Genomic DNA, 15,921 nt, shown 5'->3' with positions numbered 1-15,921 from the left:
GCTGAAGCAGGATGCAGCGATCGCGTCCGCCGACACGCTCATGCTGACGATCCCCAGCCAGCTCGGCGTCGAGTTCAACCTGCTCACCGAGGCCGACGGCACGCCGTTCGACCTCTTGCAGGCCCAGCAGATCGACGCGTTCCGCGCCGCCTGGCGGAAGGCAGGACACGCCGGTGAGCCCCGCGTTTCGGTGAGTCGGTCGATCTTCCCGATCACGACCGCCGAGGACCGGATGTACTTCGGAGGACGGCAGGACGGCGACCAGATCGGTGTCATCGACGGCATGCGCTCGACCTTCGGAAAGACGTACGCCGCCGAGCCCGATGAGCTCGTGGAGCAGCTGAAGCAGGATGCAGCGATCGCGTCCGCCGACACGCTCATGCTGACGATCCCCAGCCAGCTCGGCGTCGAGTTCAACCTGCGGGTCGTCGAGTCCTTCGCGCGCCACGTCGCGCCGGCGTTGGGATGGCAGCCGACGCACGACTGACCGGCGGGGTCAGTCGAGCATCTCGATGCCGGTGATCCGCAATTCCTCGACATCCAGACGCGTCTGGATCTGCGTCACGACGGCGTCGTCCACGGCACCCTCGCGTCGCAGCCGATAGAGCACTTCCCGCTTGCGGTCCAGCACGGCGATGCGCAGGCGGGAGTACTCCTCGTCCCGCTCCCGCGGGGACGGCAAGGGCGCCGGCGGCGCCATGACGGCCGTCGCCGTGGCGGCCGCATCGACCTGGTCGCCCATCATCTTGTCGAGATCGGCGATCGTGCGGTCGACATGGGCCTGTTCCCGCGCCTGCACGCGCTCGTTGTTGCGCTCCAAGTACTCGTAGTAGTCCCGCGTCAGGCGGTCGCGGATCTCTTCGCTGACGCCGTGGTCACGAGCGAGCTCCTTGATGGCGGTGAGTGCGGCGCCGGTGATCGCGCGCTCGGCGAGCTCGAGCTCTTGCTGCAGGGCCGAGTCGTCGGGCAGATGCGCCCAGCGCACCACCGCGGGCAGCAGCGGCCCCTGCACCAGGAGAGTGAGCACGATGACGCCCGCGGTCACGAAGATGATCTCGTCGCGTCCGGGAAGCGCCGCGCCCGCGCTCGTGGTCAGCGGAACCGACAGCGCTATCGCCAGCGAGACGGCGCCTCGGAAGCCGGCAACGGCCGTCACGATACGCGAGCGGTAGGTCGTGCGACGCAGGCGCTGCGAGGGACGCCGGTCGAGCATCCGGATGATCATCACCGACGTCGTCTGGAAGACGAACCGGGCGACCAACAGCACGAGCCACACCGCGAGCGTGACCAGGATCAGCCAGCCGATCTCGCGGCCGGGGATCTCGTGCGCGACCGCCTGCACTTCGAAGCCGATCAGCACGAACAGCGAGCCGTTGAGGAGGAAGGAGCCCAGCGGCCACGTCCATGCCGCCTGTCGGCGCGATGCAGCCGTGCTGATGCGGGGGTTGATGTACGCGACGATCAGTCCTGCCACCACGACCGCCAGCACGCCCGAGGCGTGGATCAGCTCCGCGAGCAGGAACGCGGTGAACGGCACCAGGAGCAGGGCGATGTTGAGATTGAGGGTGTTGCGCAAGCGGCGCATCACGAGGAATGCCACTCCGGCGACCACGAGACCGGCGGCGGCTCCGCCGATGTACGACACGGCGACCAGCCACGTGACGTCTACGGGAGTGAACTGGCCGCCGACGGCGAGGCCGACGGCCACACCGTAGAGCACGAGCGCCGTCCCGTCGTTGGTGAGACTCTCGGCCTTCAGGTTCATGAAGTTGCGGCGCGGCAGCATGCGGCCCAGTGCCGCCACGGCGGTGGCGTCGGTGGGAGCGACCGCGGCGCCGAGGATGAGAGCGGCATCCCAGGGCAGTCCGAGCGCGTACGCGACGCCGGCGACGGCGAAGGCGCTCGCCACCACCAGCAGCGTGCTCATGAGCACGATCCCGCGGAAGTCGCGCCGGATCGATCGCAGCGAGGTCGTGAGGCTCTCCCAGAACAGCAGTACGGGGAGGAACAGCAGCAGCACCGTCTCGGGCGGCAGCACGATCTCACGCACCTCCGGAATGAACCCGAGGGCCAATCCCGCCACCAGCAGCAGCAATGGCACGGCCACCCTCAGGCGTGGAGCGAGGATCGCGCCGGTGAGCACCGTGATGCCGAGCAGGACGGTGACCTCCAGTCCATTCATGCGGCGACTCCCTTCGGTGCAATGATGCTGGCAACCGATCAGCGGTCGAAGGGATTCCCGGATGCCGCGTCACGGCCTCGTCGGGACCCCCGTGTCAAGCCCCCGTCGCCGACCCGATCGCCGGGTTAGAGTATCCGGACCCGAGGCGATCGCGTGCGCGCGAGACGCAGAAATGAGGCTGGATGAGCGACGTGTTGACGCTCTCGTCCCGGGACGCCGGTGCCGTCGAAGAGACGTGGCGTCAGGTCGTCCCCTCTGCCGCGCTGCAGCGCGTGAATCCGCGGACCTTCAGCTTCACATGGACATCCGCCGCGATGGCGGGGGTCTCCGTCGTCCGGTACGAGCTCTCGGCGTCGGTGCAGTCGGCGGTCGAGCCGCATGGTCAGCTCATGGCCTGCCGAGTCGCATCGCGCGGCGGGTGGGTGGGCACCCCTCGCGGAGACCTCAATGCCGGCCTGCCCTGGCTGGCGTGGGACGGCCCCACGCACGCCCGCTGGAATGACAGGGCGGAGGTGCGTGCGTTCGTGTTCGATCGCGCTCTCGCCGAGGAGGACGCCCGCCGGCTGACCGGCGACGATCGCTTCGCACTTCGTGGACGCTCGCTGCGCGCGTCGCCCGTGGACCGGGCACTGGCGGCCCACTGGGAACGCGTGTTCCAGCACGTGGCCGGGTCGGCCTTCGCATCGAGCCCCGGCGCGGATCTGATCGAGGCGGAGCTGAGCCGGCACGCCTTGCACGCGACTCTCGCCGCCTTCTCTCCGGCGTTCGTCGAGGCGCTCGATCGCGAGACGCAGCGGCGCGCCGCACCCCGGAGCGTCCGCCGGGCGATCGCCTACATGGAGGCCCACGCCCACGAGGCGATCACGATCGACGACGTCGCCGAGGCGGCCGGCATCTCGACCCGCGGGCTGCAGTACGCCTTCCGCCGCGCTCTCGACGAGACGCCCTTGGAGCACTTGCGCCGTCTCCGGCTCGCGGGCGCCCATGCCGAGCTGCAGCGGGGGACGGCGGTGTCGGTCGCCGACACCGCGCGCCGCTGGGGCTTCGCCAGCCCGTCCCGCTTCGCGAAGCACTACCGCGAGGCCTACGGCCGCGCGCCGCGTCAGACGATGCACAACGCCTGACGCCGCGCTTCGTTTTCGGATCGCCGCTTTCGCCCGGCGAGCCGTGTGCGGCTCTGGCAGGAGCGTCTGCCGCAGAGTCTGGAGAGGGGTCGCAGTCCTCTGAAGGAGACGGTGTGGGCAGGCTGACATACGAGGGAACGGTTCGAGCGGAGCTGGACGATCGCGTTCTCACGCACGTGCAGGTCGTGATCGGCACGAAGCTGCGCCGCAACGAGCCGTTCTACTTCACCTGGCAGGGAGATGTCTCCACCGGCGGCGGACGCACGACGGTGTGGGTGCACTCCGGCGCCAGCCTGGTGTTCTGGTACTACGGCGGCCGCCCGGCGAAGATCAACCGCTCCTGGCTGGAGGCCCTGATGCGCACGGCCAACTCCCCCACCGGTCTCCAGATCGTCGCCGAGCCGCCCGACGACGGCGGCAGCCCCGAAGCGCTCGGCTGACGCTCTTCAGGGCATCCCGGTCACCGCGACGCCGAGCCATTGGGCGAGCTCCGTGATCTCGGCGCGCACCATGTCGGTCTCCTCCGGCTCGAACGGGAGGAACTCATGGATCGCGTTGATCCTCAGCACCTCACGATCGCGGTCCACCTCGGCGTCCAGCATCCCGACGAAACGGTCGCCCAAGAGGATCGGATGGGCGAAGAACCCGTAGCGGCGCTGGGACTTCGGCTTGAACTGCTCCAGGACGTATGTGAACTCGAAGAGCTCCTCGAGACGCCGGCGGTCGAAGAGCAGGCTGTCATAGGGGTTGAGGAACGCCACGCGCCCTCCGCCATCGGCCTCCAGCGACGCCAGCGCGTCGGGGTCCACGCGGAATGTCACCGAGCTCCCCTCGACGGCGGCGGGCTCTCCGGTGTCCTTGCCGACTCCGCTCCAGTACCGGTGAGGTCGCGCGATGCCCGCCGCCTGCAGTCGGCGCGCTTCGAGGAGCCGCGTCGCCTCGGCGTCGTCGTATTCGGGGAGGTCGCGGGGGTAGACCCGCTCGGCGAGATCCCAGCGGCGGTGGCGACCCTCGCGGCCGGTGATCGCCACCTCGCCCTGCCGGAGGAGGAAGTCCAGCATGTGCGGCACCTGGTTGGATCCCGACCAGCCGTCGGGCGCGCGGCTGACCTGCGCCGTGTCGGGGATCTCAGCGGCCAGGAGCGGGCCTTCCGCACGCAGCCGCGCGAGCACGTCCGCGCGGAAACGCGCGTTGGCCTCCAGCCATTGGCGACTGCTTTCGCGCTGCGGCCAGCTGCGCATTCCGGGCAGCATCAGAGGCAGCAGGCTCATCGGCCGGAAGGTCCCGTCGAATTCGAACAGGAGCCGGTCCTGCTCGACGGCTTTGCGCAGCTGTCCCGGTTCGTACGACCATCCGATACGCGACCACAGCACGGTGTGCTCGCACGGAGCGATCGTGGCCGTCGGGTCGATCTTGATGTAGCCGAGCTGCTCCGCCACCTCCACGACGTCACCTGGACGATCGGCATCCAGCAGCTGAGCGCGCACGACGAGGCGCCGGGCCTGATCGCGAGTGAGCCGGTGCGGCGTCACGCGGATTCCGAAGGCACGACGCGGTACCGCACGTGCGTCACCAGGGACGTGGACCGCCCGCCGATCTGCTCGAGTCGCAGCGGCCCGACGCCGTCGAAGAGACGCAGCCCTCCGCCGACGACGCTCGGGGAGATCTGCAGCGCCAGCTCGTCGACGAGTCCGGCGGCGAGATACGCGTTGGTCGTCGACGGACCGCCTGCCACGTGCACATCCAAGTCCCCTGCAGCGTCCTTCGCGCGATCCAGCGCAGCGTGGATGCCGTCGGTGACGAAATGGAACGTCGTCCCGCCCTCCATCTCGAGCAACGCGCGCGGATGATGCGTCAGCACGAACACGGGCCGGTGGTACGGCGGATCGGACCCCCACCATCCCCGCCAGTCGCGATCCCACTCTCCGCGCACCGGGCCGAACATATTGCGCCCCATGATGAACGCGCCGGCGTCGACGATCGCGTCGATCTCGGGGCGGTTCTCGTCAGGTGCCTCGACCATCCAGCGGTGCAGGGCGCTCTCGGGCACCTCTCCGAAGGGCCGCTCCTGGCTCTGATGGATGCCCGAGCCCACGCCGTCCAGCGTGATCGACATCGTGGCGACGACAACCGACATGGGAACCTCCGATGGTGGCGACGGGTTCGCGCCTCACGTTAGTGGTGGATGCCGACAAGACGTCACCCCAGGAAGCACCGGGCGCCCCCGGCGATCCGGACTCGGGCAATCCATCGACCGGTTCAGCCGCGTGCGTAGCATCCGTGCCACGACGCCGCAATCCCCGGGGCGGGCTCCGGCGCGACACGTATCGTGCCGGGAACGGGCCGTCGCCCCGGGGGCCCGTGGGCAGACGGAGGAGCGACGATGGCGCGATTCGGATACACGTTGATGGGCGAGCAGAGCGGCCCACGGGAGCTGGTGCGCTACGCGCAGGCCGCGGAGGACGTCGGTTTCGACTTCGAGGTGTCGAGCGATCACTACTCGCCGTGGCTCGTGAGCCAGGGCCACTCCCCCTACGCGTGGACGGTGCTGGGCGCGGTCGCGCAGGCGACCTCCCGCGTGGGGCTCATGACCTATGTCACCTGCCCGACCACGCGGTACCACCCGGCGATCGTGGCGCAGAAGGCCGCGACCCTGCAGATCCTCAGCGAGGGTCGCTTCACACTGGGCCTCGGCTCGGGCGAGAACCTCAATGAGCACGTCGTGGGCGGCGGCTGGCCGAGCGTCGACGTCCGCCAGGACCGGCTGGTCGAAGCGATCGAGATCATCCGCGAGCTGCACACGGGGGACCTCCTGACCTACGAGGGCGAGTGCTTCCGCGTGGACTCGGCGCGCATCTGGGACCTCCCCGACACCCCCGTCGAGATCGGCGTGGCGGTGTCGGGCGACGCGTCCATCGATTCCTTCGCCCCCTTGGCGGACCACATGATCGCCGTCGAGCCGAAGGCCGAGCTGGTGCAGGGCTGGGATCAGACGCATGCCGACGCCGAGAAGCCGTCGCGCAAGATCGGTCAGGTGCCGGTGTCGTGGGATCCCGACAAGCATGCCGCGGTCCACCGGGCGCACGAACAGTTCCGCTGGTTCGGAGGCGGATGGCCCGTCAACGCGGAGCTTCCGACGCCCGCCGGCTTCGAAGCGGCGAGCCAGTTCGTGCGAGCGGAGGACATCGCGTCGTCGATCGCGTGCGGGCCGGATCTCGACGAGCTCGCCGAGAGCGTGCGGCCCTACCTGGAGGCCGGGTTCACCGACGTCGCGCTCGTCCAGATCGGCGATGAGCAGCAGGAGAGGTTCCTGGCCGAGGCGGCCGGACCGCTCCTGGAGCGTCTGCGCGCGCTGACCTGACCGGGCGCTCGGCACTGGCCCCCGACGCGACGAGTTGCCACAGCGCGGCCCAGTGCGCGGCGTTCAGGTCTCGCGGCAGCCTGTCGGGACCGATGTCGAGCCGGGCGAGCGCACGGCGCGCCTGGGCACGACCGATCCCGCCGCTGCGTTCGAGGAGCACGGCCAGCCCGCTTCCCGGGCTCGTGAACATCGCTCGCACGAACCGCTCGTAGTTTCGACGTTCACGCGGGTCCACGAGGGGTGACCCGCGCCGGGTGATCGCGAGGATGCCGCCGTCCACGCTCGGCATGGGCGTGAAGTGCCGTGCGGGCACGCGTCCGTGCAGGGCGAACTCGAACCAGGGGGCGGCCTGTGCCGTCATCATCGTGCTTCCCCCGACACCAGCGCGCTTGCGCGCCACTTCCCACTGGGTCAGAAGGATGGCATGCTGCCACGAGTCAGCCGACAGCAGCCGCCGCAGAATCGGCGTGGTGACGTGATACGGGACGTTGCCGACGACCACGGGTCGATCCAGGGGATGCCGCAGGGCATCGGCGTGCTCGACGGCGACATGCGGCAGCCGCCGGCGAAGGGTGCGGACCCGGCGCTCGTCGAGGTCGATGGCGAGCAGGTCGCGGCCCAGGGCCGACAGCGGGACGGTCAGGGCGCCGTCGCCGGCGCCGATCTCGAGGATCGGGCCGCAGGTGGCGGCCGCCAGGCGCACGATGGCCTGGATGGTCGGGCGATGGATGAGGAAGTTCTGGCCGAGTTCGTGTCGGCCGCCGTGGGCAGAACGGTTTCGCATGAGCGCTCCGGAGAAGTGGGTGGAGCACCCGGTGCACGCTGCACGAGAGTTCGCCCGGCTGGGCTCGGAAAAGGCGCGCGACCGGGTGCGGGGGCATCCCGGATGACGGCGCGCTGCCGCGATCTACCGCGAAGGCGCCGTCAGGCGCGGCGGTCGCGGACGAAGAACGGGCACGCCATCGTCGGCGCGCTCTTGATCATTCCCATGCTCCCACCCTAGCCGAAGGCGGTTGCGAGCTCGGCGAATCCCTCGACCAGCACGTCGGTGAGGGTCTCGGCGTATCGTCCATCGGGATCGAGGTCGGGATCGAACACCGTGACGGATGCGCCGCTCGCCCGAGGCGCGAGACCGCGCAGGAGCTCGACGAGCTCATCGGCCCGCAGGCCGCCCGGGGAGGGGCTGTCGACGGCAGGCATGACCTCGGGATCGAGCACGTCCACGTCGACCTGCAGCCAGTAGCCCGCGCCGGTGTCGGCGACCGCCCGGGCGCGCTGCGCGGCCTGCGCTGCACCGTCGCGGATCACATCAGCCGCAGGGATCACCGCGCCGATCGTGGCCTGCACGAGCTCGAGATCTGCGTCGTCGTCGCGGCATCCGATGTGCACGGTTCTGGACGCCTCGAAGTAGGGGCCGCGGCCGTCGATGCCGGAGATCGCCGGCCAGTGCAGCCCGATCGCCGCCGCGAGGTCTTCGCCGGCGACGCTCGCGCAGTCGGGTGTGAGGGCCGGATGCCGGAAGTCGGTGTGCCCATCGACATGGACGAGCCCGCGACCTGCCCCGCCACGGGTCATGAGACCCGCGCCGATCAGCAGGCTGCAGTCGCCCCCGATCACCAGCGGCGCCGCACCGGATTCCCGGACGCGATCCAGCCGGCGGGCGAGCCGCCGCGCGTGATCGACGAGCGCCCGCTCGTTGCGGACATGGCGGGGCGGCCGCGTGGCGTCGTCGTCGACGTACCGGCCCGGAAGCACGACACCCGCATCGACGGCGCCGCGCTGCGCCATCCGGACGTGGAGTCCGGCTTCGCGGAGCGCCTCGGGCGCCTTCGCCGCCCCGGGCACGCTGCCAGGTTGCGGGGGACGCAGGCCCAGATTCGTGGGGGCGGCGACGAGCGCGATCACGGGGTCAAGTGTGCTTGGCCCTTCCGACACGATCGACGAAAGCGTGACCGGTCACTGCGTCGTCGCCCGCTCGATCGACATCACGAGGATGACGCGGTCGGCCTTGTCACGAGGAGGCGTCGGGCTCGGGTTGCCGTACCGGTTCTGCAACCGGACGTAGAACGCACCCTCGGGGTCGGGAATGACCTCGACGAGCCGGCCCGCCACCTCCAGGTAGTGGAACGGGTTCTCGGGGTCGACGATCGAGAGCGACATCGACGGGTTGTGCTGCAGATTGCGGTACTTCTGGCGATACGTCGTGTGGGTGAAGCGCACATGCTCGCCGTCGAACTCGAACCACATCGGATTCACCTGCACGGTGTCACCCGGACGGATGGTTCCCAGGTGGGCGTAGACCGGCTGGTCGAGCAGATGGCGGCGGGCGGCGGGGACGATGTCGTCGACGAAAGGCATTCCCCCAGTCTGCCGCCGTCGGCGCCCCTCGCCGTCGAACACCGGCACCGCGTCACGAACTACCCTCGGATCATGGCGACGCAGCCGGCACCCGGGTGGTACGACGACGGCACGGGCAAGCAGCGATGGTGGGACGGCGAGCGGTGGACCCCGCAGTACATCGATCTGCGCGAGGGTGACGTCCAGCTGCGAACGGATGCCGGTCCCCCCGCATCGGGACCTGCGCAGCCGGGCTGGTATGACGACCAGCGCGGTCGCACGCGCTGGTGGGACGGGCACCGCTGGACCCGGGAGGTGAGGTACAGCGGGCAGGAGCAGGAGTTCGCGGGTGTCGTGATCGACGGGCGGTGGATCCACTTCGGCGACCTGAGCCTGCCCGTCGGCGAGGTCGAGGCATCCGTCGACTCCGGCGATGCCCTGCTGCGGCGACCGTCATTCACCCGTGCAGCGGTGGAGCGCCGCATGATCGGCACCGGCGGCCCGATCACGCCGCACACGCTCCACCGGGCGATCGACCGGGCCCGCCCCCACCTCGTGGTGGCGTCGCCGTCGCAGGTCTGGGTGGCGCCGTTCCCCGCGGCGCGCGAGACGGAGGCGCGTCGCTTCGCCGCGTGGGTCGGCACCAGCGCGCAGCACTACCGCTACGGGTGACGGTAGGCCTCTGCCCCGGCGGCGACGACGTCGAGCGGCACCTCGCGGGTGTCATCCCAGGGCTCCGTCCAGCCGACGCGGTCGAACAGCCCGTTCAGCAGCAGCGCGGTGAACCCCCAGACCAGCCGTTCACCTCCGGCATACGGCACGAGGAAGGCCGGGCTGCGGAACTCCTGCCCGTCGCGGCGGACCACCGTGACACCGCGGTTGGCGGGGTCGAGCAGATCAGCGACAGGCAGGCGGAAGACGTCGGCCGACTCGGCCTCGTCGACCACATGGACCGGTGACGGATGCCGCCACCACGCCAGCACCGGTGTCACCAGGTGCCGTGAGAACGCGAGCGGGATCTCGTGCAGCGCCCCGAGCACCTCCACTCCCGTCGTGTCGAGGCCTGTCTCTTCTCGCGCCTCGCGCAGGGCCGCGGCGACCGGGTCTCCGTCTCCCGGGTCGATCCGACCGCCCGGGAACGCGATCTGACCGGGGTGCGCGCGCAGCGTCGCGGCCCGGGACAGCAGCAGGACGTCGAGATCGCGCGAGACGGGAAGCGCGCGGGCGTCGTGGCCGCTCGGCAGCGCATCCAGAACCCCGAAGAGCATGAGCACGGCCGCCGCGCGGGATCCGTCCGCGAACGGCAGGTTGATGAGCGGCTCACCATCCGCGCCGAGTTCGGCCAGCGCGGCCAGCTGAGCCCTGGCGCCCTTGTCGGCGAGGTCGGAGCGCATGGACTCAGGCTACGCCGGTCGTCGGACACCGGACGACTCGTAGACGAGCCGTGCACGCGCAGCAACACCGCGGCCGCGGCCCCCGGCATCCGTCCCGCCCTACAGCCGCTGCGCCCGCACTCGGGCGCGAGTGCACGACATGTCGTCGAGTGCACGACCTGGATGCCGCGACAAGCCGTGCGCTCGTAGACAAGCCGTGCACTCGCAGCAGCACCCCCGGCAGCAGCACGCCGGGCGGCAGCCGGGTCAGGGGCGCCGTCTGCCGGCGGGACGGACGATCGCCCGGCCCACCCGGAACAGCAGCGTCGCGGCCAGCAACCAGGGGCCGAGCACGAGGATCGGGTCGAGCCAAGCGTGCTTGAGGTCGGCGCGACCCCGCCCGAAGCGCGACGCGAGCGGCCGGTGACCGCGCTCGCCCAGGACGCCGCTCTGCGTGATCGGGTCATCGGGGCGGCGGGACAGCAGCGATTTCGCGTGCGCGGTCGCTGAGTCGAGCCGGTCCCCGACCACGAGCAGCAGCCAGTGGGCGGTCTGCCCCTCGCTGTAGGTGTCGTAGGCGAAGCGGCGCACCCGACCGGCCAGGCCGTGCAGGGGTTGAGCGGTGCCGAAGACCGGCGTGACGCGTTCGTGCTCGACGGACTTTTCACGGCCCGCCGCGCCCGGCTGCTGCTCGGGCATCGTCCAGTGCGCTCCGGTGACGATCCCCGGCTGCTCCCGCGGGACAGCGGGGCGGACGGCGGGATCCAGGTCCGCACCCCAGCCGGGGATGCGTGCGCGCAGCTCTTCTGCCGAGGGGGTGGATCCGGGCTTGTCGGCTGTGTACGGCATGTCGTCTCCAGCGATGGTGTCAGGATGCCGGCACGATGACCGGCTTGATGATGTCGTCGAGCTTCGCCGAGAAGACGTGGTAGCCCTCGGCGATCTCGTCCAGCGGGAATCGGTGCGTGATCAGATCGCGAGGCCGGATGTAGCCCGAGCGGATGTGGTCGAACAACCGCGGCCATTGCCGTTTCACGGGCGCCTGGTTCATCCGCAGCGTGAGCCCCTTGTTCATCGCATCGCCGAAGCGCACGGCGCTGAACAGCGGCCCGTACGCGCCCATGACCGAGACCGTCCCGCCCTTGCGGACGGAGTCGATGGCCCAGTTGAGCGCGACCGGGGAGCCGCCCTGCATCTTGAGCTTGGCCGACGTGACGTGCTGGATCACGTGCCCGTCGGCTTCGGCGCCCACCGCGTCGATCACGACATCGGCACCCAGCCCCTCGGTCATGTGCTTCAACTCACGCACCACGTCGCCGACCTGAGCGAAGGAGAGCGTCTCGGCGAATGCGAACTCGCGCGCCTTCTGCAGTCGGTAGTCGAGGTGGTCCACGACGATCACCCGGCCGGCTCCCATGAGCCAGCACGACCGCGCAGCGGCCAGGCCCACCGGCCCCGCCCCGAACACGACGGCGGTGTCGCCCTCGACGATGTCGGCGAGCTGAGCCCCGAAGTACCCGGTCGAGAACGCGTCGGTGAGCATCAGGGCATCCTCATCGGCGATGTCATCGGGGATGACGGTCGGGCCGACGTCTGCGAACGGCACGCGCACCAGCTCGGCTTGGCCGCCGTCATAGCCGCCCGTCGAGTGCGAGTAGCCGTAGATGCCGCCGATCGCCGTGGCGTTCGGGTTGACGTTGTGGCAGTTGGAATACAGGCCGCGCGCACAGAAGAAGCAGGAGCCGCAGTAGATGTTGAACGGCACCATCACCCGGTCCCCCACGCGCAGTCGTTCGACCGAGCCGCCGACCTGCGTGACGGTGCCGATGAACTCGTGGCCGAAGGTGTGTCCGATCCGGGTGTCGGGCATCATGCCGTGGTACAGGTGCAGATCCGACCCGCAGATCGCCGCGAGCTCCACCCGCACGATCGCGTCGTTGGCGTGTTCGATCCGCGGCTCGGGTTTGTCCTCCACGCGCAGCTTGTACGGCCCGCGGTACGTCATCGCCTTCATTCGCGCCTCCAGGTGTCTCACGACACCCTCACCGGAGCGGGCGAGAACGCGCAGGGGGTTGCGCTCAGCGCGTCGACGTGTCAGGGCATCAGCCGCGGAAGTAGGCCTCGGCCACCCGCGTGAGATCCCAGAGGTCGCTGACGCCCGCCAGTTCGCGGGCGGAGTGCATGGACAGGATCGGGATGCCGACGTCCACGGTCGGGATGCCCAGTCTGGTCGCGGTGATCGGGCCGATCGTCGAGCCGCACGGGACGGCGTTGTTCGAGACGAACTCCTGGCTGCGCACCCCTGCCTGCGCGCACCAGCCGTGCCACGCCGCCGCTCCCACGGCATCGGTGGCGTAGCGCTGGTTCGCGTTGATCTTGAGGATCGGGCCGGACCCCAGCACCGGCTGCACCACCGGATCGTGCTTCTCGGGGTAGTTCGGATGCACCGAGTGGCCGACGTCGCTCGAGACGCACCATGACGCCGCGAGCGAGCGGAGCTGCTGCTCCCGGTCGGCCCCGAGCGAGAGCCTGATCCGTTCGAGGACGTCGGCGAGGAAGGGGCCGGCTGCGCCGGAACGGGTGCCGGAGCCGACTTCTTCGTGGTCGAACACCGCGAGCATGGCGATGTGGTCGCCGTCGTGGCCCGCCGCCATCTGTTCGAGCGCAACGACGCCCGCGTGCACCGACGCGAGGTCGTCGAGGCGGCCGGACGCGAAGAACACGTCGTCGCGGCCGAAGGTCTCGCCCCGCGCGGCATCCGCCGTGACGATGTCGTAGCCGCGGATGCGCGCCGCGTCCACATTCGCCGCGCCCGCCAGCTCGGCGAGGAGATCGGCGGACTCCGCCGCGCCGAGGCCCCAGACCGGCTGGGTCTGCGACTGTTTGTCGAGAGCGAGATGGTCGTTCGCCTCGCGGTCGAGATGGATCGCCAGCTGCGGCAGCCGCAGCAGAGGTCCCGTTGCGGCCAGCACGCTGCTGCCGTCGTCGAGCACCAGACGGCCCGCCAGGCGCAACTCCCGGTCCAGCCATGAGTTCAGGAGCGGGCCGCCGTAGATCTCGACGCCGGCCTGCAGCCATCCCAGCCGACCGGTCGTCGGCTGGGGCTTGAGCTTGAGGCTGGGCGAGTCGGTGTGCGCACCGAAGATGCGCACGCCGGTGGCCGCGGTGACTCCCGAAGGCACGACCCAGGCGATCGCCGCCCCATCGCGCACGACGACATACCCGCCCGGCGCGGCAGCGGACCAGGCGGCGCGCTCATCCAGGCGGCTGAAGCCCGCGGCCTCGAGTCGGCGGGCCACCTCCGCTGCGGCATGGAAGCTCGACGGCGAGGCGGCGACGAACGCCCCGAGATCAGCGGCGTGGGCGAGCGCGTCGGTGGACGCGGCGGGGGTCGGCGAGGGCACGGAAGAGCCTCCTGAGCGGTCGGGTGAGGATGATTCGATCGTAGTTCGCGGCGGTGCCGCGATGCCGGATGAGCGAATTCTCACGTTCGTGATCTGGCCTTTTCGCGAAAGGCGGCTCCCATGTAACGTTCAGGTAACGCACCGGAACCGTCCAGAATCGACGGGTTGACTCGGGGACTTGTGCCCGCCCGAACGGGCACGACGCGCCCACCCGAAGGCGCATCTCGCTGATACGGAACCCGGTCTTTCATGCGCAACCACACGTCTTTCCCGCCCGCCCGTCGTACGCTCCGCCGCGCTGAACGCCGCATCCGTCGCCGTCCCGCCGTCGCGGCCGCGACCCTCGCGGTCGGCCTGCTGGCCACCGCCGCCCTCACCACCGCGGCACCCGCGTCGCAGGCCGAGGCATCCGGATCGGTCCCGAACTTCACCCTCGCCTCGTACACGACTTCTCTGCCCGCGACGGACGCCGAAGTCTCGCCGGAGACGGCCGTGGACACGGCCGTCACAGCGGCCGACGCCGCGGTCGCCGCCGCCACGACGGTGACCGCAGACATCGCCGCGTCGGGCCTCGACGTCGGCACGCCGGACACCACGATCGACACCACGGAGCTGGAGTCGGCTGTCCAGCAGCTGCAGCGCGCACAGGCGTTCCCCTCTGCCTACGCCGAGGACTTCACGGCAGCCGTCACGACGTTGACGTCGTCGGTCAACGAGCAGGCGCAGGGTCTGCGCGGCAAGCTCGACGCCGCGATCGCACTCAAGGCTCAGCAGGAGGCCGAGGAGAAGGCGCGCAAGGAAGCCGAGGAGAAGGCGCGTCAGGAGGCCGCCGCCGCCCAGGCGGCGAAGAAGTCCTCGACCTCCTCGGCGCCCCGCCCCGTCTTCGCGACCGGCGGTGCGGTGGGCGGCACCAGCCCGGCCGACGCGCAGGCGACCGCTCGCGCAATGCTCGGCAGCTATGGCTGGGGCGACGACCAGTTCGGATGCCTCGTGTCGCTGTGGAACAAGGAGTCGGGCTGGAACTACCAGGCCTACAACCGTTCCAGTGGCGCCTACGGCATCCCCCAGGCACTGCCCGGCAGCAAGATGAGCAGCGCCGGCGCGGACTGGCAGACGAACCCGGCGACGCAGATCGCGTGGGGCCTCGGCTACATCTCGGGCCGCTACGGCACGCCGTGCGGCGCGTGGAACCACTCGCAGTCGACCGGCTGGTACTGATCCGTCGAGCCGACGTCGCCCGGGGCTACTCGGCCTCGGGCACGGGCGTCTGCTGATACAGGGCGAGCCGCCACTGGTGGCCGTCGCGCACGTACAGGCTCGACATCACCGCGACGAACGCGGGGCCGCCGGCCGCACGGAACGCCCGTCCGGTATAGACGAGGACCGCGGCGTCATCGCTGACCGGCACCACTCGTTCGTCACGGATCTCGTAGCTGCTCCAGGCGGGAGCGTCGCGCAGCGACTCCACCACCCCCTCGCGGTCGAGGACCGATCCGTCGGCGAGCACCATCACGCCGTCGGGCGTCATGATGCGTCGGTAGAAGGTGTCGCCCGACCCGTCGCACAGCGAAGTCCAGCCTGCTTGCTCTTGTCGCAGCAGCTCTGCGATGTCGATGGTCATGGTTCGAGCGTCGACGGGCGGATCCGTCGACGCAAGGGGTTGTGCAGTGGCGTCAGCCGGCGCGGAGGATCTTCTCCATCGCCTTGCCCCGCGCCAGTTCGTCGACGAGCTTGTCGAGATAGCGGATCTGCTGCATCAGCGGATCCTCGATCTGCTCGACGCGCACCCCGCAGACCACTCCGGTGATCGCCGAGGCGTTCGGGTTCAGGGTCGCGTCGGCGAAGAAGTCCTCGAAGGTCGTCTGCTCGGCGATGTGGCGGCGCAACCGGGTATCGTCGAATCCCGTCAGCCACTCGATCACTGCGTCGAGCTCGGCGGCGGTGCGTCCCTTCTTCTCCACCTTCGTCACGTACAGCGGGTACACCGAGGCGAACGTGGTGTTGAAGATGCGGTGCATGCCCGAAAGGGTAACCCGTCCGGGGGCCGAGCCGTCGGGCGAGCCGCGCGAAGGAGTACGAAGCGCGTTGCGGACGCCCGCTTGCGACGGCGGGTCAGAAGGGTGGGGCCGGTTCGGGGGCG

General features: G+C 70.3%; 16 protein-coding genes and 2 pseudogenes. 6 read left to right on the top strand and 12 right to left on the bottom strand.

What is annotated here, in order from left to right; genetic code table 11:
* A pseudogene (locus tag C9992_RS17890) lies at window positions 1-487 on the top strand (hypothetical protein); the annotation flags it as partial.
* A gap of 9 nt (window positions 488-496) precedes the next feature.
* Here the strand turns inward: C9992_RS17890 and C9992_RS17885 are convergent.
* The gene (locus C9992_RS17885; protein ID WP_106817008.1) at window positions 497-2,182 is read right to left on the bottom strand and encodes a Na+/H+ antiporter; all 1,686 of its coding nucleotides are present in this window, start codon (window positions 2,180-2,182) and stop codon (window positions 497-499) included.
* Between the two features lie 182 nt (window positions 2,183-2,364).
* Between C9992_RS17885 and C9992_RS17880 the strand changes: the two genes are divergently transcribed.
* Window positions 2,365-3,306: a helix-turn-helix transcriptional regulator gene (locus C9992_RS17880; RefSeq protein WP_106817007.1), complete on the top strand. Its 942-nt coding sequence runs from the start codon at window positions 2,365-2,367 to the stop codon at window positions 3,304-3,306.
* Window positions 3,307-3,419: 113 nt separating this feature from the next.
* Window positions 3,420-3,746 carry a DUF7882 family protein gene (locus tag C9992_RS17875; RefSeq protein WP_106817006.1) on the top strand — a complete coding sequence of 109 codons (327 nt, stop codon included), beginning with the start codon at window positions 3,420-3,422 and terminating at the stop codon, window positions 3,744-3,746.
* 6 nt (window positions 3,747-3,752) lie between these two features.
* Here the strand turns inward: C9992_RS17875 and C9992_RS17870 are convergent, their stop codons facing one another.
* Both C9992_RS17870 and C9992_RS17865 read right to left on the bottom strand, forming a co-directional pair.
* Window positions 3,753-4,838 (bottom strand): DNA glycosylase AlkZ-like family protein, encoded by a 1,086-nt coding sequence (locus C9992_RS17870; protein WP_106817005.1) that lies wholly within the window; start codon window positions 4,836-4,838, stop codon window positions 3,753-3,755.
* Entirely contained in the window at window positions 4,835-5,443 is a 609-nt protein-coding gene (locus C9992_RS17865; protein ID WP_106817004.1) for a dihydrofolate reductase family protein, read from the bottom strand. Before C9992_RS17865 ends, C9992_RS17870 begins: the two co-directional genes overlap by 4 nt.
* A gap of 246 nt (window positions 5,444-5,689) precedes the next feature.
* On the opposite strand from C9992_RS17865, the gene C9992_RS17860 reads away from it, so the two are divergent.
* Window positions 5,690-6,667 carry an LLM class F420-dependent oxidoreductase gene (locus C9992_RS17860; RefSeq protein WP_106817003.1) on the top strand — a complete coding sequence of 326 codons (978 nt, stop codon included), beginning with the start codon at window positions 5,690-5,692 and terminating at the stop codon, window positions 6,665-6,667.
* A 31-nt stretch (window positions 6,668-6,698) separates the two neighbouring features.
* Here C9992_RS17860 and erm read toward each other — a convergent pair.
* The 3 genes and pseudogenes from erm to C9992_RS17845 all read right to left on the bottom strand — a co-directional run.
* Window positions 6,699-7,451: pseudogene (gene erm, locus C9992_RS17855) on the bottom strand (23S ribosomal RNA methyltransferase Erm); the annotation flags it as partial.
* 215 nt (window positions 7,452-7,666) lie between these two features.
* Window positions 7,667-8,572, bottom strand: coding sequence for an arginase family protein (locus C9992_RS17850; RefSeq protein WP_106817001.1), 906 nt, complete (start codon window positions 8,570-8,572; stop codon window positions 7,667-7,669).
* Window positions 8,573-8,623: 51 nt separating this feature from the next.
* The gene (locus C9992_RS17845; protein WP_106817000.1) at window positions 8,624-9,025 is read right to left on the bottom strand and encodes a PPOX class F420-dependent oxidoreductase; all 402 of its coding nucleotides are present in this window, start codon (window positions 9,023-9,025) and stop codon (window positions 8,624-8,626) included.
* A 72-nt stretch (window positions 9,026-9,097) separates the two neighbouring features.
* On the opposite strand from C9992_RS17845, the gene C9992_RS18465 reads away from it, so the two are divergent.
* Window positions 9,098-9,676: a DUF2510 domain-containing protein gene (locus C9992_RS18465; RefSeq protein ID WP_235008325.1), complete on the top strand. Its 579-nt coding sequence runs from the start codon at window positions 9,098-9,100 to the stop codon at window positions 9,674-9,676.
* Here C9992_RS18465 and C9992_RS17835 read toward each other — a convergent pair.
* The 4 genes from C9992_RS17835 to C9992_RS17820 form a co-directional block, all read right to left on the bottom strand.
* A complete protein-coding gene (locus C9992_RS17835) occupies window positions 9,667-10,398 on the bottom strand; it encodes an NUDIX hydrolase (protein WP_106816999.1) in 732 nt (243 codons plus the stop codon). The two genes, C9992_RS18465 and C9992_RS17835, sit on opposite strands and share 10 nt — an antisense overlap.
* A 246-nt stretch (window positions 10,399-10,644) precedes the next feature.
* The gene (locus C9992_RS17830; protein ID WP_106816998.1) at window positions 10,645-11,226 is read right to left on the bottom strand and encodes a hypothetical protein; all 582 of its coding nucleotides are present in this window, start codon (window positions 11,224-11,226) and stop codon (window positions 10,645-10,647) included.
* Between the two features lie 19 nt (window positions 11,227-11,245).
* The gene (locus C9992_RS17825) at window positions 11,246-12,391 is read right to left on the bottom strand and encodes a zinc-dependent alcohol dehydrogenase (protein WP_106816997.1); all 1,146 of its coding nucleotides are present in this window, start codon (window positions 12,389-12,391) and stop codon (window positions 11,246-11,248) included.
* An 88-nt stretch (window positions 12,392-12,479) separates the two neighbouring features.
* On the bottom strand, window positions 12,480-13,781 hold the full coding sequence (locus C9992_RS17820) for a M18 family aminopeptidase (RefSeq protein ID WP_106816996.1): 1,302 nt from the start codon (window positions 13,779-13,781) through the stop codon (window positions 12,480-12,482).
* A gap of 249 nt (window positions 13,782-14,030) precedes the next feature.
* Between C9992_RS17820 and C9992_RS17815 the strand changes: the two genes are divergently transcribed.
* On the top strand, window positions 14,031-14,999 hold the full coding sequence (locus C9992_RS17815; protein WP_106816995.1) for an aggregation-promoting factor C-terminal-like domain-containing protein: 969 nt from the start codon (window positions 14,031-14,033) through the stop codon (window positions 14,997-14,999).
* A gap of 25 nt (window positions 15,000-15,024) precedes the next feature.
* Here the strand turns inward: C9992_RS17815 and C9992_RS17810 are convergent, their stop codons facing one another.
* Entirely contained in the window at window positions 15,025-15,402 is a 378-nt protein-coding gene (locus C9992_RS17810) for a nuclear transport factor 2 family protein (RefSeq protein ID WP_106816994.1), read from the bottom strand.
* A 52-nt stretch (window positions 15,403-15,454) separates the two neighbouring features.
* Window positions 15,455-15,799 carry a DUF2200 domain-containing protein gene (locus C9992_RS17805; protein WP_106816993.1) on the bottom strand — a complete coding sequence of 115 codons (345 nt, stop codon included), beginning with the start codon at window positions 15,797-15,799 and terminating at the stop codon, window positions 15,455-15,457.
* Window positions 15,800-15,921: the final 122 nt, after the last annotated feature.

It is taken from the genome of Microbacterium timonense (genome assembly GCF_900292075.1).
GTDB lineage: Bacteria > Actinomycetota > Actinomycetes > Actinomycetales > Microbacteriaceae > Microbacterium > Microbacterium timonense.
Note: the sequence above shows the minus strand (reverse complement) of the source record. Positions and strands in the feature narration are given on the sequence as shown.

Coding starts and splice junctions, on each gene's coding strand:
- C9992_RS17845 (WP_106817000.1), bottom strand. CDS start 9,025: ATGCCTTTCGTCGACGACATCGTCCCCGCCGCCCGCCGCCATCTGCTC.
- C9992_RS17805 (WP_106816993.1), bottom strand. CDS start 15,799: ATGCACCGCATCTTCAACACCACGTTCGCCTCGGTGTACCCGCTGTAC.
- C9992_RS17810 (WP_106816994.1), bottom strand. CDS start 15,402: ATGACCATCGACATCGCAGAGCTGCTGCGACAAGAGCAAGCAGGCTGG.
- C9992_RS17815 (WP_106816995.1), top strand. CDS start 14,031: ATGCGCAACCACACGTCTTTCCCGCCCGCCCGTCGTACGCTCCGCCGC.
- C9992_RS17885 (WP_106817008.1), bottom strand. CDS start 2,182: ATGAATGGACTGGAGGTCACCGTCCTGCTCGGCATCACGGTGCTCACC.
- C9992_RS17835 (WP_106816999.1), bottom strand. CDS start 10,398: ATGCGCTCCGACCTCGCCGACAAGGGCGCCAGGGCTCAGCTGGCCGCG.
- C9992_RS18465 (WP_235008325.1), top strand. CDS start 9,098: ATGGCGACGCAGCCGGCACCCGGGTGGTACGACGACGGCACGGGCAAG.
- C9992_RS17860 (WP_106817003.1), top strand. CDS start 5,690: ATGGCGCGATTCGGATACACGTTGATGGGCGAGCAGAGCGGCCCACGG.
- C9992_RS17865 (WP_106817004.1), bottom strand. CDS start 5,443: ATGTCGGTTGTCGTCGCCACGATGTCGATCACGCTGGACGGCGTGGGC.
- C9992_RS17825 (WP_106816997.1), bottom strand. CDS start 12,391: ATGAAGGCGATGACGTACCGCGGGCCGTACAAGCTGCGCGTGGAGGAC.
- C9992_RS17830 (WP_106816998.1), bottom strand. CDS start 11,226: ATGCCGTACACAGCCGACAAGCCCGGATCCACCCCCTCGGCAGAAGAG.
- C9992_RS17880 (WP_106817007.1), top strand. CDS start 2,365: ATGAGCGACGTGTTGACGCTCTCGTCCCGGGACGCCGGTGCCGTCGAA.